A 23763-nucleotide genomic window follows, 5' to 3' on the forward strand; every position below is an offset into this window, starting at 1 on the left:
GCTACAGGCTTGGGGCAAGGTCGCGGATAGGCGCAATGGCGGGCCTCAGAAGGCACCCTCGATCAGCTCTCGAACCGGGCCGAAAGAGCGGCGATGGATCAGCGTCGGACCCAGTCGACGCAAGGCTTCCAGGTGAACTGCCGTTGGGTAGCCCTTGTGGCCGGCGATGCCGTAGCCCGGGTAGATTGCGTCCAGTTCGGCCATTTCACGGTCGCGGCTGACCTTGGCCAGGATGGAGGCGGCGGCGATGGCCGGAACCTGGCTATCACCCTTGACGACCGGAGCGCTGGGGACCTTCAGCTTGGGACAACGGTTGCCGTCGATCAGGGCCAGCTTCGGCGTCACGCTGAGCCCCTCAACAGCGCGCTGCATGGCCAGCATGGTGGCGTGAAGGATATTCAGCTGGTCGATCTCTTCCACCTCGGCGCGCGCGATGCACCAGGCCAGGGCCTTTTCGCGTATCTCGTCGAACAGTGCATCGCGACGGGCTTCGGAAAGCTTCTTCGAATCGTTCAGGCCGAGGATCGGCCGTGCCGGGTCGAGGATCACGGCGGCGGTCACCACCGGACCACAGAGCGGGCCACGGCCGACTTCGTCGACGCCGGCCACCAACTCTTCCACCAGGCTGAAATCCAGGCCGAGTTGCATCAAGACACTCCAATCAGTTGCAGGATGGCATCGGCCGCCTCACGCGAGGCGTCCTGGCGCAGGGCGCGATGAATGACATCGAAGCCATGAGTCTGTATCTCGCCGTCTTCGAGCAACGGCGAAATGGCCTGGGCCAGCGCCTCAGGCGTGGCGGCGTCCTGCAGCAGTTCAGGCACCAGCAGGCGCTGGGCCAGCAGGTTGGGCAAGGACACGTAGGGACTTTTCACCAGGCGCTTGAGAATCCGATAGGTCAGCGGCGCCACCTTGTAGGCCACGACCATCGGACGCTTGTACAGCAGCGCTTCCAGGGTAGCCGTGCCGGATGCGATCAGTACTGCATCGCAAGCGGCGAGCGCCTCATGGGAACGGCCGTCGAGCAACTTCAACGGCAGGTCGCGACCGGCGAGCATCGCCTCGATCTGAATCCGCCGCTCGGGGCTGGCACAAGGCAGGACGAAGCGGATACCGGGACGAATCGAACGCAGGCGCTCTGCAGCATCGAGGAACAACGCTCCCAGCTTGCCGACTTCCCCACCGCGACTACCGGGCAGCAGCGCTACCACAGGTGCGTCCTCAGGCAAGTCCAGCGCCACGCGCGCAGCGGCACGGTCGGCCTCCAGCGGGATGGCATCGGCCAGCGGATGGCCCACGAATCGGACCGGGACACCCTTCTCTTCGTAGAAACGCGCTTCGAAGGGGAAGAGCGTGAGCATCAGATCGCAGCCTTCGCGGATCTTCAGTACGCGCTTCTGCCGCCATGCCCAGACCGAAGGGCTGACGTAATGCACGGTCTTGATACCGGCACGACGAAGCTTGAGCTCGACGCCAAGGGTGAAATCAGGCGCATCGATGCCAATGAAAACATCGGGACGCTCGTCGATCAGGGTCTGGATGAGCCGCCGGCGACGCGCCAGCAGTTCGGGCAGGCGCCCGAGCACTTCCACCAGGCCCATGACTGCCAGGCGTTCCATGGGGAAATAGGATTTCAGCCCTTCCGCCTGCATGCGCGGGCCACCAACGCCAATGAACTGGGCATCGGGGTGGCGCGCCTTGAGCGCGTGCATCAGGGTGGAGCCGAGGATATCGCCGGACGCCTCGCCGGCAACCAGCGCGATGCGCAATGGACGATTCATGTGGTCAGCGAGTAATGCCGCGGGTCGAGGACTGGATGGAATCGCGGAAAACAGCCACTTCCGGGAATTGTGCGGAGGACTCGGCCAGCTCGGCCAGCGCCTGTTCCACGGTCAAACCCTGGCGATAAACCACCTTGTAGGCACGGCGCAGGGCAGCGATGGCTTCTGCACTGAAGCCACGACGGCGCATGCCTTCGAAGTTCATGCTGCGGGCCTCGGCCGGGTTGCCGAAGACCGTGACGTATGCCGGAACGTCCTTGCCGATGGCCGTGCCCATGCCGGAGAAGCTGTGGGCGCCGATTCGGCAGAACTGGTGAACCAGGGTATAGCCGGAGAGGATCGCCCAATCGTCCACATGCACGTGGCCGGCCAGCGCCGTGTTGTTCACGAGGATGCAATGATTGGCGATCACGCTGTCGTGACCGATATGCACGTAGGCCATCAGCAGGTTGTGGTCGCCGATGGTGGTCTCGGAGCGGTCCTGCACGGTGCCACGATGGATGGTCACGCCTTCGCGGATCACATTGTGGTCACCGATCACCAGACGGGTGGGTTCACCCTTGTACTTCAGGTCAGGCGTATCTTCACCCACCGAAGAGAACTGGTAGATGCGATTGTGCTTGCCAATACGGGTCGGTCCCTTGATGACCACATGCGGTCCGACCACGGTCCCCTCGCCGATTTCCACATCGGGTCCAATGATCGACCAGGGGCCGACCTGAACTCCATCCGCCAGCTTGGCTGCCGGATCGATAATGGCGCGAGGGTCAATCAAACTCATAGTTTGCGTTCCGCACAGATGATCTCGGCCGAGCATACTTCCTTGCCATCGACGCTGGCATGGCAGTCGAACTTCCAGATGCCGCGTTTGACGCTGAGGAACTGCGCGCTGAGGATCAGTTGGTCACCCGGCAGTACCGGCTGGCGGAAGCGCAGCTTGTCGGAACCCACGAAATAGTAAAGCGTGCCGTCCGCAGGTTTGACGTCGAGCATCTTGAAGCCAAGGATGCCGGCCGCCTGGGCCATGGCCTCGATGATCAGCACACCCGGCATGATCGGATGCTGCGGGAAGTGGCCGTTGAAGAAGGGCTCGTTGATGCTGACATTCTTGTAGGCGCGAATGCGCTTGCCTTCAACATCCAGCTCCACCACCCGATCTACCAGGAGGAAAGGGTAGCGGTGCGGCAGATATTCGCGAATCTCGTTGATGTCCATCATGTTCCTGGAGCCTTTTCAGAGGATTGGGGATGCACGGCGCTGCGTGAATCACGCTTCTGATGAAGCATCCCCGCCCGGGGTCACTGCCGCCAGGCGTTTTTCCAGTTGCTGCAGACGACGCGCCATGTCGTCCAACTGGCGGATCCGGGCAGCGCTCTTCTTCCAATCCGCGGCGGTCTGCATCGCGGTACCGGAAGAATAGGCACCCGGCTCGGTGATATTGCGAGTCACCATGGTCATGCCGGTGACGAACACGTTGTCGCAGACCTCGATGTGGCCAACCATGCCCACGCCACCGGCGATCATGCAGTTGCGGCCAATCTTGGTGCTGCCGGAAATGCCCACGCAGCCGGCCATGGCGGTGTTGTCACCGACCTGCACGTTGTGCGCGATCATGATCTGGTTATCCAGCTTCACCCCATTACCGATGAGAGTGTCGGAGAGGGCACCACGGTCGATGGTGGTGTTGGCCCCCACTTCCACGTCGTCGCCCAGGGTCACGCCGCCGATCTGCGCGATCTTCTGCCAGACGCCCTTTTCATTGGCGAAGCCGAAGCCCTCGCCGCCGATCACGGCACCGGACTGAATTACCACACGCTTGCCGATCTTGACGTCGTGATAGAGGGTAACGCGGGGCGCCAGCCAACCACCTTCACCGATCACGGTGCGGGCACCTACTACGCAGTGGGCACCGAGGGTCACGCCAGCGCCGATCTGCGCGCCGGACTCGACCACTGCATAAGCACCGATGCTGGCGCTCGGATCCACCTTGGCATCGGCCGCGACCACTGCGGTCGGATGGACGCCTGGCTGGGCCTTGGGCTTCGGATCGAACAGGTGGGAAAGCTCGGCGTAGGCCAGGTAGGGGTTTGGCACCACCAAGGCGTCGCCGGCAAAGCCCTCGGCGTCAGCCGGGGTCAGCAATACCGCTCCGGCCTTACTGTCAGCCAGAAATTTGCGGTACTGCGGATTGGCCAGGAAGCTGAGGTGGCCGGGACCGGCCTCATGCAAGGTAGCCAGGCCGGTAATTGCCTTTTTCTCGGAACCACGCACGGTGGCTCCGAGACGCGCCGCCAGTTGGCCCAGGGTGAAGACCGGAGTCGTCATCATCAACGCTGCTGGTTCATGCGCTCGATGACTTGGCGGGTGATGTCGTACTGAGGCTTGACGTCAACCACAGCACCACGCTCCAGCACCAGGTCATAGCTGCCTTGCTTCAGGACATCTTCAACAGCCTTGTCCAGCTTCGGCTTGAGTTGCTTGAGCATGTCGCGGTCGGCAACGGCCTTGGCTTCGTTCAGTTCCTTGGACTGGAACTGGAAATCACGAGCCTTCTGCTTGAACTCGAGCTCCAGGCGCTCGCGCTCGGCTTGTTGCATCTTCTCGCCGTCTTTCACCAGACGGTCCTGGATACGCTTGGCGTCGCTCTCCAGGGTTTTCAGCTTGTTCAGCTGCGGACCGAATTTCTTCTCGGCGTCGACCGCGTACTTCTTGGCGGCGTCGGATTCGAGCAGGGCCATTTGATAGTTCAGTACCGCGATCTTCATTTCCGCGAAGGCCGGAGTCGCCAGCATGGCAGCGGCAACCAGAACGAATTGAGTCAACTTACGCACGATGCAACTCCTGCAACACATACTGTTGTCTTGAAATAATACTTAGAAGGTCTGGCCCAGGGAGAACTGGAATACCTGGGTATCGGCATTGTCCGGCTTCTTGACGGGCATGCCCAGACTGAAGCTCAACGGCCCCAGCGCTGTGATCCACGTCAGACCCACACCCACGGAGCTGGCCAGGTCACCGGCGTTGATGCTGCTGCAGTTGGTCGCGGTGGACGAGCAACTGGTATCGAACACGTTACCCACATCCCAGAACAACACAGTACGCAACTGGCGCTGGTCCTTGACGAATGGCATCGGGAACAGCAGTTCGACACCGCCCTGGATCAACACGTTACCACCGAAGGGCAGCGGGTCCTGGTCCGGGTCGAACGCGGTGCCCGGCTTGGTGCCCTGGCTCGGCGTACTGCGTGGGCCCAGGCTGCTGTCTTCGAAGCCGCGTACGGAGTTGAAGCCGCCCGCGAAGTAATGCTCGTAGAACGGCAGTTCGGAGGTGGAGCCGTAGCTGTCGCCGTAGCCCAGTTCGGTGTGCCAGCGCAGTGCGGTGCTCTGGCTCAGCGGAGTGAACAGCTGGCCGCGGTAGTCGAGTTTGTAGAACGACAGATCGCTCCCCGGAATGGTGCTTTCCAGTACCAGGCTCTGGGAATGGCCGCGAGTGGCCAGCACGCCTTTGTTCAGGGTCGATTCGGACCAGCCGATGGAGCCCTTGAAGTTCAGGTAGCTGTCGCCTTCCTGCTCGATGAAGTCGAAGATCTCGTCGACGGTGTAGATACCGGTGTTGATCTTGTCCTGCTGCACGGTCAGGCCGTAGGTGAGTCGGCCGATTTCACTGATCGGGTAGCCGATGCTGACGCCCGCACCGTAGCTGTCCACCGCATAGCTGGACACGTCCACATCGAGGTCGTCGTAGTCGGTGCTGCGGTAGAAGGCGTTGTAGCCCAGGCTCACGCCGTCCGGCGTCCAGTAGGGGTCAACGAAGCCGAAGTTGTAGCGGGTCTGGTATTCGGAACGCGTCAGGCCGATGCTGACCTTGTTACCGGTACCCAGGAAGTTGTTCTGGCTGATGGAGCCGCCGAGAATCAGGCCCGCGCTCTGGGCAAAGCCCACGCTGGCGGTGATGGAGCCGGACGGTTGCTCTTCCACGGTGTAGTTCACGTCGACCTGGTCGTCGGTGCCGGGCACCTGCGGGGTCTCGACGTTGACTTCCTTGAAGAAGCCAAGGCGTTCCAGACGAGTCTTGGACTGGTCGATGAGGTAGGTCGAAGCCCAGCCACCTTCCATCTGGCGCATTTCGCGACGCAGTACTTCGTCTTCGGTCTTGGTGTTACCACGGAAGTTGATGCGGTTGACGTAGGCACGCTTGCCCGGATCCACCACGAAGGTGATGGAAACGGTGTTGTCTTCGTCATGGGGTTCCGGCACGCCGTTGACGTTGGCGAAGGTATAGCCTTCGTTACCCAGGCGACGGGTGATCAGTTCGGACGTAGTGGTCATCACTTTGCGCGAGAAGACCTGCCCCTGCTGTACGAGCAGCAGCTTCTTCACTTCGTCCTCGGGAACCTTCAGGTCACCGGAGAGCTTGACGTCGCGAACGGTGTACTTCTCGCCCTCGTCCACGTTGACGGTGACGTAGACGTGTTTCTTGTCCGGAGTGATGGATACCTGGGTGGAGGAGATATCCATGTTGATGTAGCCGCGGTCCAGGTAATAGGAACGCAGACGCTCCAGGTCACCGGAGAGTTTTTCGCGGGCGTACTTGTCGTCGTTCTTGAAGAAGGACAACCAGTTCGTGGTCTTCAGCTCGAACAGGTCGATCAGGTCTTCATCGGGGAAGACGGTATTGCCGACGATGTTGATGTGCTGGATGGCGGCAACGGAGCCTTCGTTGATCTTGATCTTCAGCGCTACGCGGTTGCGCGGCTGCGGGTTCACGTCAGCTTCGATCTCGGCGGAGTAACGGCCCTGGGCCACATACTGGCGCTGCAGTTCGTTACGTACGCCTTCGAGGGTCGCACGCTGGAAGATTTCACCTTCAGCAAGGCCCGATTGCTTCAGGCCCTTGAGCAGGTCTTCGGTGCTGATGGCCTTGTTGCCCTCGATCTCGATGCTGGAAATCGACGGGCGCTCGACTACGGTAATGACCAGGACGTCGCCATCGCGGCCCAGTTGAATGTCCTGGAAGAAACCGGTCTTGAAGAGTGCGCGGGTAGCTTCGACCAGACGGCGGTCATCCGCGGTGTCGCCGACGTTGAGCGGTAGTGCGCCGAATACGCTGCCAGCGGAAACCCGTTGCAGGCCGTTGACGCGAATGTCGGAGATGTTGAAGGACTCGGCGTGAACCTCGGCGATCATGAGTGCGGCAAGCACCGCAGGTAGCAGCAGGCGTTTCATGAAGTCCTTTTTAATTCCAACCGGTAATAAAGAATCTGCCGCACAAGGCGGCAGACTCGAAATTCAGTGACTCGATTACAGACGGCTCAGATCGTTTACCAGGGCGAGCAACATCACACCCACGACCAGACTGATACCGATCTGTACCCCCCAAGCCTGCACCCGCTCCGATACTGGGCGACGTCGCACCAGTTCGATCAGGTAGAACAGCAGGTGCCCCCCGTCCAGGACAGGAATTGGCAACAGATTGAGAACCCCCAGGCTTATGCTCAGATAGGCGAGGAAGTTCAGGAAGTCCCCCACCCCGGACTGGGCCGAAGCGCCCGCCACTTTAGCAATGGTTATCGGCCCGCTCAAGTTTTTTACCGAGAGCTCGCCAAGCAACATTTTCTTTAGGGAATCCAGAGTTAGCAGGCTCATGGACCAGGTTCTGGCCATCGCTTCGGTAACGGCATCGAGCGGTCCGAAACTGACTTCGCGAAGCATTTCCGCCGGCCATTCGACGCCTTTCACCCCTGCGCCCAGGTAACCACTGCGGGCTTCGCCTTCGCCACGAGAAGCCAGATTCAACTGGACATCGCGCACCTGACCTTCGCTCTCGACGCGCAGGGTGATGCGTTCGGCAGGACGCTTGCGCACCCGCTCCACCAGTTGCTGCCAGTCATCCAGGGCCTGGCCATCCAGAGCCAGCAGGCGATCACCGACCTTGAGGCCAGCGGCCTGCGCCGGACCCTTCGGGTCGAGTTCAGCGAGGATCGGCGGAATCGCGGGGCGCCACGGTGTGATGCCCAGGGCGCCAATCGGATCAGGCTCATCGACACCCTTGAGCCAGTCATTCAACTGCAGCGCATGGCTTTGCTCGGTCGAGGCACCGGACTCGCGCACACTCACCTGCAGCGTGCCGCTTTCACCCAGACGGCGCACCAGTTGCAGATTGACCTGCGACCAGCCGGTGACAGCCTCGCCATCGACAGAAACGATTTCTTCGCCCGCTTCCAGGCCAGCACGTGCGGCAATGCTGTCCGGTGCGACGTTGCCGATCACCGGTTTCACCTGCTGGCTGCCAAGCATCGCCAGCACCCAGAAGAACAACAGCGCAAGGAGGAAGTTGGCAATCGGGCCGGCAGCCACGATAGCGATGCGTTGCCCAACGGGTTTGCGATTGAAGGATTGGCTGAGCAGCGCTTCGGGCACTTCTGCCTCGCGCTCGTCCAGCATCTTCACGTAACCGCCCAGGGGAATGGCGGCAACGACGAATTCGGTGCCGTGGCGATCATGCCAGCGGAACAGGGCCTTGCCGAAACCCACGGAGAAGCGCAGGACCTTGACCCCGCACCGCCGTGCAACCCAGAAGTGACCGAACTCGTGGAAGGTCACCAGCACCCCAAGCGCAATCAGGGTGCCAACAATCATGTATAGAGCGCTCATCGGTTTCCTCCGGAGCAGGCGGCCCATCCAGGGCCACCCGTTACCGCCCTTGACGGACCAACCACTGCTGCGCCGCCGCCCGGGCACGGGCATCCGCCAACAGTACGGAATCCAGCGTTTCGACTGCGTTCGCCGCTTCGCGGTTCAACACTTCATCGATGATACTCGCGATCTCGGTGAAGCGGATGCGCCTATCCAGGAACGCCGCCACAGCCACCTCGTTGGCTGCATTGAGCATTGCCGGGGCACTGCCCCCCTCCTCCGCCGCCTGTCGTGCGAGACGCAGGCACGGAAAGCGCTCTTCGTCCGGCGCCTGGAAATCCAGACGGGCCACGGCGAACAAGTCCAGTGGCGAGACACCGGAGTCGATGCGCTCCGGCCAGGCCATTGCATGGGCGATAGGGGTGCGCATGTCCGGATTGCCGAGCTGGGCGAGTACCGAGCCATCCACGTAGTCCACCAGGGAGTGGATAACGCTCTGCGGATGAATCACCACCTCGACCTGGGCCGGCCGCGCATCGAACAGCCAGCAGGCCTCGATCAGTTCGAGCCCCTTGTTCATCATGCTGGCCGAGTCGACGGATATCTTGCGCCCCATGGACCAGTTGGGGTGGGCGCAGGCCTGCTCAGGCGATACGTCCGACAGTTGCGCAAGCGGCATCTCACGGAACGGACCGCCCGAGGCAGTCAGCAGAATACGGCGGACGCCGACGGGCGCCAGGCCCTGGGCGTAATCCCGGGGCAGGCACTGGAAGATCGCGTTGTGCTCGCTATCGATCGGCAGCAGCACGGACCCGCTCTTGCGTACGGCCTGCATGAACAGGGCGCCGGACATCACCAGCGCCTCTTTGTTGGCCAGCAGCACACGCTTGCCAGCCTCTACGGCTGCCAGGGTGGGCTTGAGGCCCGCAGCGCCCACGATAGCGGCCATCACGGCATCTACCTGCGAGTGCGCGGCGACCTCACAAAGCCCTTGCTCGCCCACCAGGACGCGCGTCTGCAATCCGGCGGCCAGCAGACCGCCCTGCAAGTGGCGGGCGGATTCGCTATCCGGGACTACGGCAAACTCGGGACGATGGCGCAGACACAGGGCCTCCAGCTCGGTCAGACGGCTGAAGCCACTGAGTGCGAAGGCCTGGTAGCGATCAGGATGACGTCCTATGACGTCGAGGGTGCTGAGACCAATCGAACCGGTGGCACCCAGAACGGTAATGCGCTGCGGCTGACTCACAGGGATCCCCAGCCTGAGGCCCAGAGCAGCACCGCGAACAGCGGGATGGCCGCAGTCAGGCTATCGATTCGATCCAGCACACCACCATGGCCCGGCAGCAGATTGCTGCTGTCCTTGATGCCGGATTGGCGCTTGAACATGCTTTCGGTCAGGTCGCCCACCACTGAGATCATCACCACCAGGGCGGCACCGGCCAGGGCCAACAGCAATTCGGAACCGACCCATCCACGGTAGAAACCGACACCCGCCGTGATCAAAAGGCTGGCCAGCAGGCCGCCGATCAGACCCTCCCAGCTCTTGCCGGGACTCACCTGCGGCGCGAGTTTGCGCTTGCCGAACGCCTTGCCGGAGAAATAGGCGCCGATATCGGCTGCCCATACCAGCACCATCACAGCCAGGATCAGCCAGTTGGCCAGCGGCCATTGCTTGAACAAGACCAGCCCCTGCCACGCAGGCAGCAGGATCAACAGGCCTATGAGCAATTTGCCGGACGTACCGCCCCAGTAGCGGCTGGTTTCGGGGTAACCCAGTACGAAAACCGTCGCAGCGCCCCACCAGAGCACACCGAGGATCAGGACAAGGGGCGCCAGGGCCGGCACGAGATAGAGCCCGTAGAGCAGCGCCGCCACAAGGAGGCCGTAGGCGACACGCTGCGGCTGGGAAGCGAAGCCCGCCAAGCGCGCCCACTCCCAGGCACCAAGACTTACAACGGCGCCGATGAACAGGGCGAAGGCGCCGCCGTCCAGCCAGAAGAAACCCGCGAGGGCAATGGGCAGCAACACCAGGGCGGTGATGACGCGTTGTTTCAGCATTTGGCTCGGGCCTCGGCTTCTAGCTGTTCGCTCGTCTTGCCGAAGCGACGCTGGCGCTTTGCGTAGTCGGTCAGTGCCTTACGCATGGCTTCGTGCTTGAAGTCGGGCCAGAAGAGATCGGAGAAATACAGCTCTGCATAGGCAAGCTGCCAAAGCAGGAAGTTGCTGATGCGGTGCTCACCACCGGTGCGGATGCACAGGTCGGGCAGCGGCAGATCCGCGGTGACCAGGCAGCCCTGCAGCAACTGTGGGGAGATGTCGTCCACCTGCAGGTGCCCAGCCTGGACCTCACGCGCCAGGCGCTGTGCTGCCTGAGTGATGTCCCACTGACCGCCATAGTTGGCGGCGACCTGGAGGGTGAACTTCTGATGGCCCGCGGTCAGTTGTTCGACTTCGCGCATGGCGGCTTGCAATTCCGGATGGAAGCGCGAGCGATCGCCAATGATGCGCAGACGGATGTCATTCTGATCCAGGCGACGGGCCTCACGGCGCAGTGCCGCCAGGAAGAGCTCCATCAGGGCGCCGACCTCGTCGGCCGGGCGCTGCCAGTTCTCACTGGAGAAGGCGAACAGGGTGAGCACCTCGACGCCGGCCTCGGCGCACACCTCGATCACCGCGCGGACTGCGTCAACGCCGGCCTTGTGGCCGGCGACGCCAGGCAGCAGACGCTTCTTCGCCCAACGGTTATTACCGTCCATGATAATCGCCACATGCCGTGGCACCGCGGGATTCGCGCCTTGCTGCTTCTTGTCCATGGCGGTTCAGACGGCCATCAGGTCTTTTTCTTTGTTTTCCAGAGCCTTGTCAGCCTCGCCGACGAACTTGTCGGTCAGCTTCTGGACCTCATCGGCGGCACGACGCTCGTCGTCTTCGCTGATTTCCTTTTCCTTGACCAGATCTTTCAGCTGAGCCAGGGCATCGCGACGGATGTTGCGCACAGCAACACGGGCGTTTTCGGCTTCAGCACGCGCCTGCTTGGTGTAACCCTTGCGGGTTTCCTCGGTCAGGGCGGGCATCGGCACGCGAATGGTGGTGCCAGCGGTAGCCGGGTTCAGGCCCAGGTCGGAGGTCATGATGGCCTTTTCCACAGCCTGGATCATGCTCTTGTCGAACACGGTCAGGGCCAGGGTACGAGAGTCCTCGGCTATCACGTTGGCGACCTGGCGCAGCGGAGTATCGGTGCCGTAGTAGGACACCATCACACTGTCCAGGATGCTCGGATGCGCGCGCCCGGTGCGGATCTTGGCGAAAGCATGATCCAGCGATTCCAGGGTTTTCTTCATGCGCTCCTGCGCTTCTTGCTTGATCTCGTTGATCACTGTTCGCCCTCCTCGATCAGGGTTCCTTCGGCGCCGCCGACCACGATGTTCAGCAAGGCACCCGGTTTATTCATATTGAAGACCCGCAGCGGCATCTTCTGGTCACGGCACAGACAGATGGCCGTGAGATCCATGACGCCCAGTTTGCGATCCAGCACCTCGTCGTAGGTCAGGCGCTCGAACTTCTCGGCATTGGGGTCCTTGAACGGGTCGGCAGTGTACACGCCATCGACCTTGGTGGCTTTGAGTACCACGTCCGCATCCACCTCGATGGCGCGCAGGCAAGCCGCCGAATCCGTGGTGAAGAAGGGGTTGCCGGTGCCGGCAGAGAAGATCACCACTTCACCAGAAGCCAGATGGCGCATGGCTTTGCGGCGGTCGTAGTGATCGGTCACGCCGACCATGGAAATCGCCGACATCACGATGGCGGGGATATTCGAACGTTCCAGCGCATCACGCATGGCCAGGGCGTTCATCACGGTAGCCAGCATGCCCATGTGGTCACCGGTTACCCGGTCCATGCCGGCGGCGCTGAGGGCTGCACCGCGGAACAGGTTGCCGCCGCCAATGACCAGGCCGACCTGTACGCCGATACCGACCAGTTGGCCGATTTCCAGCGCCATGCGATCGAGGACCTTCGGATCGATACCGAACTCCTCGGAGCCCATCAGGGCCTCACCGCTGAGTTTGAGCAGAATGCGTTTGTAGCGAGGTTGGCGACCACTCACCTGCTGAGCCATTGCGTATCTCTCCTGCGGCGCTATTGAATTCCTGGGCCCAGAGGCCCGATGTACTGGCGAGTCCTGAGACTGCGCAAACGGCGGTTGGTGCCCGGCGACCGGGCCCGCCGTGGAAGCCGCCCCAAAATGGCTCCCCAGTTTGACGAAGAGGCCGCGCGCGTGAGCGGGCAGCCTCTTGGGGCGACAGCCGGAGCTGTCTTATTGCTTGGTAGCGGCGACTTGAGCAGCTACTTCGGCAGCGAAGTCGACTTCGACTTTCTCGATGCCTTCGCCTACTTCGTAACGAACGAAGGAAACGATCTCGGCGCCGGCTTTCTTGGCCAGGTCACCGACCTTGATTTCCGGATCCTTGACGAAAGGCTGCTCGACCAGGCTGGCTTCGGCCAGGAACTTGGCGATACGGCCCTTGACCATGTTCTCGACGATGTTTTCCGGCTTGCCGGCGATCTTGTCGGCGTTCAGGGCCAGGAAGATTTCCTTTTCCTTGGCGACAGCTTCTTCGGAAACTTCGGCCGAGCTCAGGAACTGCGGGTTGCTGGCAGCCACGTGCATGGCGATGTCCTTGGCCAGTTCCGGGGTGCCGCCCTTCAGGTTCACGACTACGCCGATACGGTGGCCGTGCAGGTAGGCGCCAACCACGTCACCTTCAACGCGGCTCAGACGACGGATGTTGACGTTCTCACCGGTCTTGGAAACCAGGGCCAGACGAGCTTCTTCGCGGGACTCGACCAGCGGAGCAGCGTCGGTCAGCTTCTCGTTGAAAGCCTGATCCAGGGAAGCGGCAACGAAGGACTTGAAGTCGTCCTGCAGGGCCAGGAAGTCAGTCTGGGAGTTGACTTCGATGATGACAGCAACCTTGTTGTCGTCAGCAACTTTGACAGCGATGGCACCTTCGGCGGCGATGTTGCCAGCCTTTTTGGCAGCCTTGATGGCACCGGCGGCACGCATGTCGTCGATGGCCTTCTCGATGTCGCCGTCAGCGGCGGTCAGGGCCTTCTTGCAATCCATCATGCCCAGGCCGGTACGCTCGCGCAGTTCTTTAACCAGGGCTGCAGTAATCTCTGCCATGTCGCAATCCTCTTGAATAGGTTTTCAACCATTCAGCCCGGAATCCGGGCATTCACAATTCGGAGGTGGCAAAAAGGGGGCCTAGCCCCCTTCTTGCGCACCGGGTAACGCTAGAGGGCTGTCAAATCAGCCTTCTGCGGCCTCGGAAGCAGCTTCTTCGACGAACTCGTCAGGGCCGCCAACGGCATTCTGACGGCCGCGGATTACAGCATCAGCAACGCTGGCCAGGTACAGCTGAACGGCGCGAATGGCGTCGTCGTTACCCGGAATGACGTAATCAACGCCTTCGGGGCTGCTGTTGGTATCGACTACGCCGATAACCGGGATACCCAGCTTGTTGGCTTCGCTGATGGCGATGCGCTCGTGATCAACGTCGACCACGAACAGAGCGTCCGGCAGGCCGCCCATGTCCTTGATACCACCCAGGCTGCGCTCGAGCTTCTCGAGATCGCGGGTGCGCATCAGGGCTTCTTTCTTGGTCAGCTTGGCGAAGGTGCCGTCCTGGGCTTGGGTTTCCAGGTCACGCAGACGCTTGATGGACTGACGGATGGTCTTGTAGTTGGTCAGCATGCCGCCCAGCCAGCGGTGATCGACGTACGGGGAGCCGCAACGAGCAGCTTCTTCGCGAACGATCTTGCCAGCGGAACGCTTGGTGCCAACGAACAGAACCTTGTTCTTGCCTGCAGCCAGCTTCTCAACGAAGGACAGAGCTTCGTTGAACATCGGCAGGGTTTTTTCAAGGTTGATGATGTGGATCTTGTTGCGCGCGCCGAAAATGTACTTGCCCATTTTCGGGTTCCAGTAACGGGTCTGGTGGCCGAAGTGCACACCGGCCTTCAGCATATCGCGCATATTGACTTGGGACATTTCTATTCCTCGATAGTCGGGTTAGGCCTCCACGCATCCCAATTTCCAACCCTTGCGGGCACCCAGGAAATCGTGTCGATACGTGTGTGGGTTAATGCCTTGCGAACAGGTCGTCCGTAAAGCGGCGCGTTTTATAGCACAAAAAGCAGACCCAAGCTACTGGAACAATGCTCCGCAAAACAGGCCGCTTGCTGCCAGCCGCTTATGGCTTGCGGCTTGAAGCTGTTAATATCAAGCCTTTTCCGTTTGCGCCCGAGAGCCAATATGACCGTCACCATCAAGACGCCCGCAGAAATCGAGAAAATGCGCGTGGCCGGCCGCCTGGCCGCCGAAGTGCTGGAGATGATCGGCGAGCATGTAAAAGCCGGCGTGACCACCGACGAGCTGGACCGCATCTGCCACGACTACATCGTCAACGTGCAGCAGGCCATCCCAGCGCCCCTCAACTACAAGGGCTTCCCCAAGTCGATCTGCACCTCGATCAACCACGTGGTGTGCCACGGCATTCCCAACGAGAAGCCGCTGAAGGATGGCGACATCCTCAATATCGACGTCACCGTCATCAAGGACGGCTACCACGGCGACACCAGCAAGATGTTCATGGTGGGCAAGGCACCGGAATGGGCGGAGAAGCTCAGCCGCGTGACCCAGGAATGCATGTACAAGGGCATCGAGCTGGTGAAGCCGGGCGCACGCCTGGGCGACATCGGCGAGGTGATCCAGAAGCACGCCGAGAAACTGGGCTATTCCGTGGTACGTGAGTACTGTGGCCATGGCATCGGCGCCGTGTTCCACGAGGAGCCTCAGGTCCTGCACTACGGCCGCGCCGGCACTGGCATGGAACTCAAGGAAGGCATGACCTTCACCATCGAGCCGATGATCAACCAGGGCCGCCCGGAAACCCGCTTGCTCGGCGACGGCTGGACCGCCATCACCAAGGACCGCAAGCTCTCCGCCCAGTGGGAACACACCGTACTGGTGACCGCCGACGGCTACGAGATCCTCACCCTGCGCAGCGACGATACCCTGCCGCGCACCTCGTCCTGATCAACGACTTATATAAGGAAAGCCGCCCCATGCCGCAGGTGGATCCCGAGTTGTTCGACCGCGGGCAGTTCCAGGCGGAACTGGCCTTGAAGTCCAGCCCCATTGCTGCCTTCAAGAAAGCCATTCGCCAGGCCCGCGACGTGCTCGACAACCGTTTCACCCACGGTCGCGACATCCGTCGCCTGGTAGAGGACCGCGCCTGGTTCGTCGACCAGATCCTGCGGGCGGCGTGGGAGCGCTTCGACTGGAGCGAAGACGCCGACATCGCCCTGCTGGCGGTAGGCGGCTACGGGCGCGGCGAGCTGCACCCCTTCTCCGATATCGACCTGCTGATCCTGCTGGACAGCGCCGATCACGAAGTCTTCCGCGAACCCATCGAAGGCTTCCTCACCCTGCTCTGGGACATCGGCCTGGAAGTCGGCCAGAGCGTACGCTCGGTGGCCGAATGCGCCGAAGAGGCACAGGCCGACCTGACGGTGGTCACCAACCTGATGGAAAGCCGGACCATCGCCGGCCCCGAGCACCTGCGTCAGCGCATGCTGGAAGTCACCAGCCCCGAGCAGATGTGGCCGAGCAAGCACTTCTTCCTCGCCAAGCGCACCGAGCAGAAGGCACGCCACGCCAAGTACAACGACACCGAATACAACCTGGAGCCTAACGTGAAGGGCTCCCCGGGTGGCCTGCGCGACATCCAGACCATTCTCTGGGTTGCCCGCCGCCAGTTCGGCAGCCTCAACTTGCACGGCCTGGTGCAGCAAGGCTTCCTGGTTGAAAGCGAGTGCAGCATGCTGGCCTCCAGCCAGGAGTTCCTCTGGAAGGTCCGCTACGCCCTGCACATGCTGGCCGGCCGCGCCGAAGACCGTCTGCTGTTCGACCACCAGCGCAAGATCGCCGCCCTCCTCGGCTTCGGGGATGGAGACGGCAAACTCAGCATCGAACGCTTCATGCAGAAGTATTACCGGGTGGTGATGGGCGTTTCCGAACTCAGCGACCTGATCAACCAGCACTTCGAGGAAGTCATCCTGCGTGCCGGCGAAACCGGCCAGGCCCAGCCGCTCAACAGTCGCTTCCAGTTGCGCGACGGCTACATCGAGGTGACCCACCCGAACGTCTTCAAGCGCACGCCCTTCGCCATGCTGGAAATCTTCGTGCTGATGGCCCAGCACCCCGAGATCAAAGGCGTTCGTGCCGACACCATCCGCCTGTTGCGCGAAAGCCGTCATCTGATCGACGACGAATTCCGCAAGGACATCCGCAATACCAGCCTGTTCATCGAGCTGTTCAAGTCCTCCCAGGGCATCCACCGCAACCTGCGGCGGATGAATCGCTACGGCATCCTGGGCCTGTATCTGCCGGAGTTCGGCCAGATCATCGGGCAGATGCAGCACGACCTGTTCCACATCTATACGGTGGACGCCCACACCCTCAACCTGATCAAGCACCTGCGCAAACTGAAGTGGCCGGAGCTGGCGGAGAAGTTTCCCCTGGCCAGCAAGCTCATGGACAAGCTGCCCAAGCCGGAGCTGATCTACCTCGCCGGGCTCTATCACGACATCGGCAAGGGCCGTGGTGGCGACCACTCCGAGCTGGGCGCCGTAGACGCGGAGATCTTCTGCGCTCGCCACCAATTGCCGGTATGGGATTCCCGCCTGGTCGCCTGGCTGGTGCAGCATCACCTGGTGATGTCCACCACAGCCCAACGCAAGGACCTTTCCGATCCGCAGGTGATCTACGACTTCGCGCGGCTGGTAGGCGACCAGACCCGGCTGGACTACCTCTATGTGCTCACCGTGGCCGATATCAACGCCACCAATCCGAGCCTGTGGAACTCCTGGCGCGCCAGCCTGCTGCGCCAGCTCTACACCGAGACCAAGCGCGCGTTGCGCCGTGGCCTGGAAAACCCGCTGGACCGGGAAGAGCAGATTCGCCAGACCCAATCCGCCGCCATCGACACCCTGGTGCGCAACGGCATCGACCAGGACGAAGCCGAGCAGCTCTGGAGCCAGCTGGGCGACGACTATTTCCTGCGCCACACCGCCAACGATGTGGTCTGGCACACCGAGGCGATACTCCAGCATCCGGCCGGCAACGATCCGCTGGTCCTGATCAAGGAAACCGCCCAGCGCGAGTTCGAAGGCGCGACGCAGATATTCATCTATGCGCCGGACCAGCACGACTTCTTCGCCGTGACCGTGGCCGCCATGTCACAGCTGAACCTGAACATTCATGACGCGCGGATCATCACCTCCACCAGCCAGTTCACCCTCGACACCTACATCGTGCTCGATGCGGATGGCGGGCGGATCGGCGACAACCCGGCGCGTATCCGAGAAATCCGTGAAGGCCTGATCGACGCCCTGAAGAACCCGGACGAATACCCGGCCATCATCCAGCGCCGCGTACCGCGCCAGCTCAAGCACTTCGCCTTCCCGCCGCAAGTGACCATCTCCAACGACGCCCAGCGACCGGTGACCATCCTCGAACTGATCGCCCCCGACCGTCCGGGCCTGCTGGCACGCATCGGCCGGATCTTCGTGGAGTTCGACCTGTCGCTGCAGAACGCCAAGATCGCCACGCTGGGCGAACGCGTGGAAGACGTTTTCTTCGTCACCGACGCCGCCAACCAGCCGCTCTCCGATCCCGAGTTCTGCCTGCGGCTGCAGGAAGCGATTGTCTCCCAGCTGTCCGAAGCCAACGGACAAAGCGTGGACCCGACGCGATTGAGTATCTGAACCCGTAGGGTGCAATAAGGCCGCAGGCCGGATTGCACCGTTTCACCCACGACCTCCCTGTTGACGCCCTACAACCATGAACGACGCCCTGAACCACCTGCAGCCCTACCCCTTCGAGAAACTCCGCGCCCTGCTGGCCGGCGCCCAGCCACCGGCGGAGAAGAAGGCCATCGCCCTGTCCATCGGCGAACCCAAGCACCGCTCCCCGGCGTTCGTCGCCGAAGCCCTGTCGGCCAATCTCGATCAGATGGCGGTCTACCCCACCACCCTGGGGGTTCCGGCGCTGCGCGAAGCCATTGCGCAATGGTGCGAGCGTCGCTTCAAGGTCCCGGAGGGCTGGCTCGACGCCGCCCGCCACGTGCTGCCGGTGAATGGCACCCGCGAGGCGCTGTTCGCCTTTACCCAGGCGGTGGTCAACCGGGCCGATAACGGACTGGTGGTCAGCCCGAACCCCTTCTATCAGATCTACGAAGGTGCGGCCCTGCTGGCCGGGGCCGAGCCCCACTATCTGCCGTGCCTGGCGGAAAACGGCTTCAACCCGGACTTCGATGCCGTTCCCGCGGACGTCTGGCAGCGCTGCCAGATCCTCTTCCTCTGCTCCCCGGGCAACCCCACGGGTGCGCTGATTCCTCTGGAAACGCTGAAGAAGCTGATCGCCCTGGCCGACGAGCATGACTTCGTGATCGCCGCCGACGAGTGCTACAGCGAGCTCTACTTCGATGAGCAGAACCCGCCGGCCGGCCTGCTTACCGCCTGCGCCGAACTCGGCCGCTCGGACTTCAAGCGCTGCGTCGTGTTCCACAGCCTGTCCAAGCGCTCCAACCTGCCCGGCCTGCGCTCCGGCTTCGTCGCCGGCGACGCGAATATCCTCAAGTCCTTCCTGCTGTACCGCACCTACCACGGCTGCGCGATGCCGGTGCAGACCCAACTGGCCAGCGTCGCAGCGTGGAATGACGAAGTGCACGTTCGCGCCAACCGCGCCCTGTACCGAGAGAAGTTCGACGCCATGCTGGATATCCTCGGTCCGGTCCTCGACGTGCAGCGCCCGGACGGCAGCTTCTACCTCTGGCCGAAAACTCCGGTGGACGACGAAACCTTCACCCGCGAACTGTTCGCCCGCGAGCACGTCACCGTGGTCCCCGGCTCCTACCTGTCGCGCGCCGTGAATGGCTTCAACCCCGGTGCCGGCCGCGTACGCATGGCCCTGGTGGCCCCGCTGGCCGAGTGCGTCGAAGCCGGCGAGCGTATCCGCAACTTCATCAAGACCCTGTGAGATTCAAGGGAAAGTCATGAGCATTACCCTCTACGGCATCAAGGCGTGCGACACCATGAAGAAGGCCCGCACCTGGCTCGAAGAGCAAGGCGTGGCCTACAGCTTCCATGACTACAAGGCTTCGGCCATCGACCGCGCCAACCTCGAGAAATGGTGCGCCGAACACGGCTGGGAAACCGTCCTGAACCGTGCCGGCACCACGTTCCGCAAGCTGGACGACGCGCAGAAGGCCGACCTGAACCAGGACAAGGCCATCGCCCTGATGCTGGCCCAGCCGTCGATGATCAAACGTCCGGTGCTGGACCTGGGTGATCGCACCCTGGTCGGCTTCAAGCCGGACCTTTACGCCGCCGCATTCAAGTGACTTGCCAGGGCGTGATGCCGGGACCGCTTCCCAGTATCCGCCCCATCTGATCAACCCCCTTCAGCAAGAGGAATCCCCATGTCCAACGCACTCTTCAGCATCGCCTTCGGCGTCGGTACCCAGAATCGCCAGGGCAGCTGGCTGGAAGTCTTCTACGCCCTGCCGCTGCTCAAGCCGTCCGAGCAACTGGTGGCTGCTGTCGCCCCGGTACTCGGTTACAGCGCCGGCAACCAGGCCATCACCATCAGCAATGCCCAGGCCGCCCAGCTGGCTACCGCGCTGAAGGACATCGACGCCGCCCAGGCAGCCCTGCTGACCCGCCTGGCCGAAAGCCACAAGCCGCTGGTCGCGACCCTGCTGGCCGAAGACGCAGCCCTGACCTCCACCCCGGAGGCCTACCTCAAGCTGCACCTGCTGTCCCATCGCCTGGCCAAGCCCCACGGCCTGAACCTGACCGGCATCTTCCCGCTGCTGCCGAACGTGGCCTGGACCAGCCAAGGCGCTGTCGACCTGGCCGAACTGGCTGAGCGCCAGCTGGAAGCCCGCCTGAAGGGCGAACTGCTGGAAGTCTTCTCCGTGGACAAGTTCCCGAAAATGACCGACTACGTGGTTCCGGCCGGCGTGCGTATCGCCGACACTGCCCGCGTTCGCCTGGGCGCCTACGTGGGTGAAGGCACCACTGTGATGCACGAAGGCTTCATCAACTTCAACGGCGGCACCGAAGGCCCGGGCATGATCGAAGGCCGCGTTTCCGCGGGCGTCTTCGTCGGCAAGGGTTCGGACCTGGGCGGCGGCTGCTCCACCATGGGCACCCTGTCCGGTGGCGGCAACATCGTCATCTCCGTGGGCGAAGGCTGCCTGATCGGCGCCAACGCCGGCATCGGCATCCCGCTGGGTGACCGCAACATCGTCGAAGCCGGCCTGTACATCACCGCCGGCACCAAGGTGGCCCTGCTGGACGACCAGAACCAACTGGTGAAAGTGGTCAAGGCCCGCGACCTGGCTGGCCAGGCCGACCTGCTGTTCCGCCGCAACTCGCAGAACGGCGCCGTCGAGTGCAAGACCAACAAGACGGCCATCGAACTGAACGAAGCCCTGCACGCTCATAACTGAGCCAGGGTCCCGAAGCTTCGGCTTCGGGACAGCTTCCGACCAGGCCCGGACGCTCGTTTACACTTAGTAGACCGTGCATCCGGGCCTGTTCGCGTTCGAACCGCCCTTAACTCGCAACACTTCCATTTCCGTGTGCTGCAAGCCATGTCCCTGAACTCCCCCTGGCGCTCCGACTTCCCCGCCCTTTCGGCTCTCGATTCCGAGGGGCAGACCTATCTGGACAGTGCCGCCACTTCGCAGAAGCCCCAGGCAGTTCTGGACGCCCTGCTCGGCTACTACGCCAGCGGCGCGGCCAATGTGCATCGCGCCCAGCATCTGCCCGGCGAGCGCGCCACCCGCGCCTTCGAAGGGACACGGACACTCGCGGCACAGTGGTTGAATGCCGCTAATCCGGCGGAAATCCTCTTCACCCGCGGCGTCACCGAGGCGATCAACCTGCTGGCCTATGGCCTGGAGCACCTGTTCCAACCAGGCGACGAGATCGTCATCAGTGCCCTGGAACACCACGCCAACCTGCTGCCCTGGCAACAACTCGCCCTGCGCAGGCAACTCAAGCTGGTGGTGCTGCCGCTGGATGATCGCGGCCTGATCGATCTGGAACAGGCAAGGCGGTTGATTGGTCCGCGCACCCGCTTGCTGGCGGTGAGTCAGCTGTCCAACGTCCTGGGTCGCTGGCAGCCGCTGACCGACCTGCTTCCCCTGGCCCGGGCCCAGGGCGCGCTGACCGTCGTCGACGGCGCCCAAGGCGCGGTTCACGGACGCCATGACGTCCAGGCCATGGGATGCGACTTCTACGCCTTCTCCAGCCACAAGCTCTATGGCCCCGATGGCGTCGGCGTGCTCTACGGCCGTGGCGACTCGCTGGCACGCCTGAAGCATTGGCAGTTCGGCGGCGAAATGGTCCACACCGCCAGCTACCAGACGGCCGACTTCCATGGCGCGCCCCTGGGCTTCGAAGCCGGTACCCCGGCCATCGCCTCCGTTATCGGACTCGGCGCGGCACTGGATTACCTGGGCAGTCTGGACGCCGCCAGCGTCGCCGGCCATGAAGCAGCCCTGCACGCCAAGCTGCTGGCAGGCCTTGCCGCGCGAGACGGCGTGCGCCTCCTGGGTGCGCCCCAGTTGGCCCTCGCCAGTTTCACCATCGAGGGCGTGCATAACGCCGACCTGGCCCATCTGCTCACCGACCAGGGCATTGCCGTGCGCGTCGGCCACCACTGCGCCATGCCACTCATGCAAACCCTTGGCGTGCAGGGCGCTATTCGCGTGTCCCTCGGTCTGTACAACGATGGCGACGACCTGGAGCGCTTCTTCGGCGCATTGGACAAGGCCCTGGAGTTGCTGCGATGAACCTGCCCGAAAAAGCCCAGGAAGCCCTGGAGACCTTCACCACAGCCGGCAGCTGGGAACAGCGCGCGCGCCTGCTGATGCAGTGGGGCGAACGGTTGGAGCCCCTGACGGACACCGAGCACAGCGACGCCAACCGCGTGCATGGCTGTGAAAGCCAGGTGTGGCTGGTGGGCGAACAGGCGAACGATGACTGGCACTTCCGCGCCGCCAGCGATGCCCGGTTGATTCGTGGGCTACTGGCGGTGTTGCTGGTGAGGGTCAACGGCCTGCGAGGCGATGAACTGGCAACCATCGACCTGGCGGACTGGTTCAATCAGCTGGGATTGGGCCGGCAACTGTCGCCATCACGCAGCAATGGACTGAATGCCGTCCTCAAGAAAATGCGCGAGATGGCCCAATAGCGGCGAATTCATTCGCCAAGGGCCGCGCAGCGGCCCCGTAGGTTGGTCCGAGTCCACGAGGCCCAACGCAATCTGTTACCGGTGCCGCAGCGTTGGGTTTCGCTACGCTCTACGCCAACCTACGAAAACCTCCATCCTCCGACGGGTCCCAGCCGTACAAACGAATTCATTCGCGAAAGGACGGCGCAGCCGTCCCTAACCTGCTTGGCGCTCCGATGGCCTGCGCGCCCCGGCCACCAACTTATCCACAATCCGCGCCGCCGCCACCATGCCGAAGGTGGCGGTGACCATCATCACCGCGCCAAAGCCGCCGGCGCAGTCCAGCTTCACGCCTTCGCCAACGAAGCTCTTCTGCTGGCACACCGAGCCATCCGGTTTCGGATAGCGCAGCTGTTCGGTGGAGAACACGCAAGGCACGCTGTAGGTGCGTCCCGGCGTCCGGGAGAAGTTGTAGTCGCGCCGCAGCGTGGAGCGCACCTTGGCCGCCAGCGGGTCGTTGAAGGTCTTGTTCAAGTCGGCGACCTGGATCTGCGCCGGGTCCACCTGGCCGCCGGCGCCGCCGGTGGTGACGATCTGGATCTTGCGTCGCTTGCACCAGGCGATCAGCGCGGCCTTGGCCGCGACGCTGTCGATGCAGTCGATGACCGCATCCAGCTCGGGCGTAACGTACTCGGCCATGGTCTCGCGGGTAACGAAGTCGGGCACGGCATGGACCACGCAGGCCGGGTTGATGGCACGAATACGCTCGGCCATCACATCCACCTTGGCCTTGCCCACAGCACCCTCGATGGCGTGCACCTGGCGATTGGTGTTGGTGATGCAGACATCATCGAGATCGAACAGGGAGATTTCCCCCACCCCTGAACGCGCCAGGGCCTCGGCTGCCCAGGAACCCACGCCACCAATGCCGACCACCGCCACATGGGCGGCCTGCAACCGGGCAAGTCCTTCCAGGCCATATAGCCGGGCAATGCCGCCGAAACGCTCGTCTGTACTCATCCCAATCACTCCC

23 protein-coding genes are annotated in these 23763 nt (G+C 62.6%); 7 read left to right on the forward strand and 16 right to left on the reverse strand.

The features are described 5' to 3' along the window. Window positions 1-45: 45 nt before the first annotated feature. The 15 genes from rnhB to rpsB form a co-directional block, all read right to left on the reverse strand. Window positions 46-648 (reverse strand): ribonuclease HII, encoded by a 603-nt coding sequence (rnhB, locus tag E8E95_RS14000; protein ID WP_280351050.1) that lies wholly within the window; start codon window positions 646-648, stop codon window positions 46-48. Further along, window positions 648-1781, reverse strand: a complete 1134-nt coding sequence (gene lpxB, locus E8E95_RS14005) for a lipid-A-disaccharide synthase (RefSeq protein ID WP_280351052.1) — start codon at window positions 1779-1781, stop codon at window positions 648-650. The genes rnhB and lpxB overlap by 1 nt, the downstream gene beginning before the upstream one ends. Window positions 1782-1785: 4 nt before the next feature. After that, complete coding sequence (lpxA, locus tag E8E95_RS14010; RefSeq protein WP_179060284.1) at window positions 1786-2562, reverse strand: acyl-ACP--UDP-N-acetylglucosamine O-acyltransferase; 777 nt, start codon at window positions 2560-2562, stop codon at window positions 1786-1788. After that, window positions 2559-2999 carry a 3-hydroxyacyl-ACP dehydratase FabZ gene (fabZ, locus tag E8E95_RS14015; RefSeq protein ID WP_077527680.1) on the reverse strand — a complete coding sequence of 147 codons (441 nt, stop codon included), beginning with the start codon at window positions 2997-2999 and terminating at the stop codon, window positions 2559-2561. Before fabZ ends, lpxA begins: the two co-directional genes overlap by 4 nt. A gap of 48 nt (window positions 3000-3047) precedes the next feature. Next, window positions 3048-4109 carry a UDP-3-O-(3-hydroxymyristoyl)glucosamine N-acyltransferase gene (gene lpxD, locus E8E95_RS14020; RefSeq protein ID WP_280351055.1) on the reverse strand — a complete coding sequence of 354 codons (1062 nt, stop codon included), beginning with the start codon at window positions 4107-4109 and terminating at the stop codon, window positions 3048-3050. After that, entirely contained in the window at window positions 4109-4612 is a 504-nt protein-coding gene (locus E8E95_RS14025; protein WP_280351057.1) for an OmpH family outer membrane protein, read from the reverse strand. Before E8E95_RS14025 ends, lpxD begins: the two co-directional genes overlap by 1 nt. Before the next feature lie 42 nt (window positions 4613-4654). Then, complete coding sequence (gene bamA, locus E8E95_RS14030; RefSeq protein ID WP_280351060.1) at window positions 4655-7006, reverse strand: outer membrane protein assembly factor BamA; 2352 nt, start codon at window positions 7004-7006, stop codon at window positions 4655-4657. Window positions 7007-7081: 75 nt separating this feature from the next. Continuing rightward, on the reverse strand, window positions 7082-8434 hold the full coding sequence (gene rseP / locus E8E95_RS14035) for a sigma E protease regulator RseP (protein WP_280351062.1): 1353 nt from the start codon (window positions 8432-8434) through the stop codon (window positions 7082-7084). Between the two features lie 40 nt (window positions 8435-8474). Next, a complete protein-coding gene (gene ispC, locus E8E95_RS14040; protein ID WP_280351064.1) occupies window positions 8475-9665 on the reverse strand; it encodes a 1-deoxy-D-xylulose-5-phosphate reductoisomerase in 1191 nt (396 codons plus the stop codon). Continuing rightward, window positions 9662-10477, reverse strand: a complete 816-nt coding sequence (locus E8E95_RS14045; RefSeq protein WP_280351066.1) for a phosphatidate cytidylyltransferase — start codon at window positions 10475-10477, stop codon at window positions 9662-9664. The genes ispC and E8E95_RS14045 overlap by 4 nt, the downstream gene beginning before the upstream one ends. Continuing rightward, window positions 10471-11232 (reverse strand): polyprenyl diphosphate synthase, encoded by a 762-nt coding sequence (gene uppS, locus E8E95_RS14050; RefSeq protein WP_280351068.1) that lies wholly within the window; start codon window positions 11230-11232, stop codon window positions 10471-10473. The genes E8E95_RS14045 and uppS overlap by 7 nt, the downstream gene beginning before the upstream one ends. A 6-nt stretch (window positions 11233-11238) precedes the next feature. Beyond that, on the reverse strand, window positions 11239-11796 hold the full coding sequence (gene frr, locus E8E95_RS14055) for a ribosome recycling factor (RefSeq protein ID WP_179060292.1): 558 nt from the start codon (window positions 11794-11796) through the stop codon (window positions 11239-11241). After that, a complete protein-coding gene (gene pyrH, locus E8E95_RS14060) occupies window positions 11793-12536 on the reverse strand; it encodes a UMP kinase (RefSeq protein ID WP_077527672.1) in 744 nt (247 codons plus the stop codon). Before pyrH ends, frr begins: the two co-directional genes overlap by 4 nt. A gap of 198 nt (window positions 12537-12734) precedes the next feature. After that, window positions 12735-13604 (reverse strand): translation elongation factor Ts, encoded by an 870-nt coding sequence (gene tsf / locus E8E95_RS14065; protein WP_179060293.1) that lies wholly within the window; start codon window positions 13602-13604, stop codon window positions 12735-12737. Between the two features lie 126 nt (window positions 13605-13730). Continuing rightward, the gene (gene rpsB / locus E8E95_RS14070; protein WP_280351072.1) at window positions 13731-14471 is read right to left on the reverse strand and encodes a 30S ribosomal protein S2; all 741 of its coding nucleotides are present in this window, start codon (window positions 14469-14471) and stop codon (window positions 13731-13733) included. Window positions 14472-14735: 264 nt separating this feature from the next. Between rpsB and map the strand changes: the two genes are divergently transcribed. From map to E8E95_RS14105, 7 genes are all read left to right on the forward strand, one after another. Then, a complete protein-coding gene (gene map / locus E8E95_RS14075; RefSeq protein WP_280351074.1) occupies window positions 14736-15518 on the forward strand; it encodes a type I methionyl aminopeptidase in 783 nt (260 codons plus the stop codon). A 29-nt stretch (window positions 15519-15547) separates the two neighbouring features. Continuing rightward, window positions 15548-18250: a [protein-PII] uridylyltransferase gene (locus tag E8E95_RS14080; protein WP_280351076.1), complete on the forward strand. Its 2703-nt coding sequence runs from the start codon at window positions 15548-15550 to the stop codon at window positions 18248-18250. 76 nt (window positions 18251-18326) lie between these two features. After that, window positions 18327-19523, forward strand: coding sequence for a succinyldiaminopimelate transaminase (gene dapC, locus E8E95_RS14085; RefSeq protein WP_280351078.1), 1197 nt, complete (start codon window positions 18327-18329; stop codon window positions 19521-19523). Window positions 19524-19539: 16 nt separating this feature from the next. Then, on the forward strand, window positions 19540-19887 hold the full coding sequence (locus E8E95_RS14090) for an ArsC family reductase (RefSeq protein ID WP_280351080.1): 348 nt from the start codon (window positions 19540-19542) through the stop codon (window positions 19885-19887). Between the two features lie 78 nt (window positions 19888-19965). Further along, window positions 19966-21000, forward strand: coding sequence for a 2,3,4,5-tetrahydropyridine-2,6-dicarboxylate N-succinyltransferase (gene dapD / locus E8E95_RS14095; protein ID WP_280351082.1), 1035 nt, complete (start codon window positions 19966-19968; stop codon window positions 20998-21000). 144 nt (window positions 21001-21144) lie between these two features. Then, window positions 21145-22350, forward strand: coding sequence for a cysteine desulfurase (locus E8E95_RS14100; RefSeq protein WP_280351084.1), 1206 nt, complete (start codon window positions 21145-21147; stop codon window positions 22348-22350). Continuing rightward, window positions 22347-22751 (forward strand): SufE family protein, encoded by a 405-nt coding sequence (locus tag E8E95_RS14105; protein WP_280351086.1) that lies wholly within the window; start codon window positions 22347-22349, stop codon window positions 22749-22751. The genes E8E95_RS14100 and E8E95_RS14105 overlap by 4 nt, the downstream gene beginning before the upstream one ends. 195 nt (window positions 22752-22946) lie before the next feature. Here E8E95_RS14105 and tcdA read toward each other — a convergent pair whose 3' ends face one another. Further along, entirely contained in the window at window positions 22947-23750 is an 804-nt protein-coding gene (gene tcdA, locus E8E95_RS14110; RefSeq protein WP_280351088.1) for a tRNA cyclic N6-threonylcarbamoyladenosine(37) synthase TcdA, read from the reverse strand. Window positions 23751-23763 lie beyond the last annotated feature (13 nt).

This window comes from Pseudomonas sp. BN414 (assembly GCF_029871275.1).
GTDB lineage: Bacteria > Pseudomonadota > Gammaproteobacteria > Pseudomonadales > Pseudomonadaceae > Metapseudomonas > Metapseudomonas resinovorans_C.

What these genes read in the sequence shown, in the direction of transcription:
- map (WP_280351074.1), top strand. Translation starts at nt 14,736, where the DNA reads ATGACCGTCACCATCAAGACGCCCGCAGAAATCGAGAAAATGCGCGTG.
- E8E95_RS14090 (WP_280351080.1), top strand. Translation starts at nt 19,540, where the DNA reads ATGAGCATTACCCTCTACGGCATCAAGGCGTGCGACACCATGAAGAAG.
- E8E95_RS14045 (WP_280351066.1), bottom strand. Translation starts at nt 10,477, where the DNA reads ATGCTGAAACAACGCGTCATCACCGCCCTGGTGTTGCTGCCCATTGCC.
- tsf (WP_179060293.1), bottom strand. Translation starts at nt 13,604, where the DNA reads ATGGCAGAGATTACTGCAGCCCTGGTTAAAGAACTGCGCGAGCGTACC.
- bamA (WP_280351060.1), bottom strand. Translation starts at nt 7,006, where the DNA reads ATGAAACGCCTGCTGCTACCTGCGGTGCTTGCCGCACTCATGATCGCC.
- lpxD (WP_280351055.1), bottom strand. Translation starts at nt 4,109, where the DNA reads ATGATGACGACTCCGGTCTTCACCCTGGGCCAACTGGCGGCGCGTCTC.
- E8E95_RS14080 (WP_280351076.1), top strand. Translation starts at nt 15,548, where the DNA reads ATGCCGCAGGTGGATCCCGAGTTGTTCGACCGCGGGCAGTTCCAGGCG.
- E8E95_RS14105 (WP_280351086.1), top strand. Translation starts at nt 22,347, where the DNA reads ATGAACCTGCCCGAAAAAGCCCAGGAAGCCCTGGAGACCTTCACCACA.
- lpxA (WP_179060284.1), bottom strand. Translation starts at nt 2,562, where the DNA reads ATGAGTTTGATTGACCCTCGCGCCATTATCGATCCGGCAGCCAAGCTG.
- E8E95_RS14100 (WP_280351084.1), top strand. Translation starts at nt 21,145, where the DNA reads ATGTCCCTGAACTCCCCCTGGCGCTCCGACTTCCCCGCCCTTTCGGCT.
- pyrH (WP_077527672.1), bottom strand. Translation starts at nt 12,536, where the DNA reads ATGGCTCAGCAGGTGAGTGGTCGCCAACCTCGCTACAAACGCATTCTG.
- rseP (WP_280351062.1), bottom strand. Translation starts at nt 8,434, where the DNA reads ATGAGCGCTCTATACATGATTGTTGGCACCCTGATTGCGCTTGGGGTG.
- lpxB (WP_280351052.1), bottom strand. Translation starts at nt 1,781, where the DNA reads ATGAATCGTCCATTGCGCATCGCGCTGGTTGCCGGCGAGGCGTCCGGC.
- rpsB (WP_280351072.1), bottom strand. Translation starts at nt 14,471, where the DNA reads ATGTCCCAAGTCAATATGCGCGATATGCTGAAGGCCGGTGTGCACTTC.
- rnhB (WP_280351050.1), bottom strand. Translation starts at nt 648, where the DNA reads ATGCAACTCGGCCTGGATTTCAGCCTGGTGGAAGAGTTGGTGGCCGGC.
- dapD (WP_280351082.1), top strand. Translation starts at nt 19,966, where the DNA reads ATGTCCAACGCACTCTTCAGCATCGCCTTCGGCGTCGGTACCCAGAAT.
- uppS (WP_280351068.1), bottom strand. Translation starts at nt 11,232, where the DNA reads ATGGACAAGAAGCAGCAAGGCGCGAATCCCGCGGTGCCACGGCATGTG.
- fabZ (WP_077527680.1), bottom strand. Translation starts at nt 2,999, where the DNA reads ATGATGGACATCAACGAGATTCGCGAATATCTGCCGCACCGCTACCCT.
- dapC (WP_280351078.1), top strand. Translation starts at nt 18,327, where the DNA reads ATGAACGACGCCCTGAACCACCTGCAGCCCTACCCCTTCGAGAAACTC.
- tcdA (WP_280351088.1), bottom strand. Translation starts at nt 23,750, where the DNA reads ATGAGTACAGACGAGCGTTTCGGCGGCATTGCCCGGCTATATGGCCTG.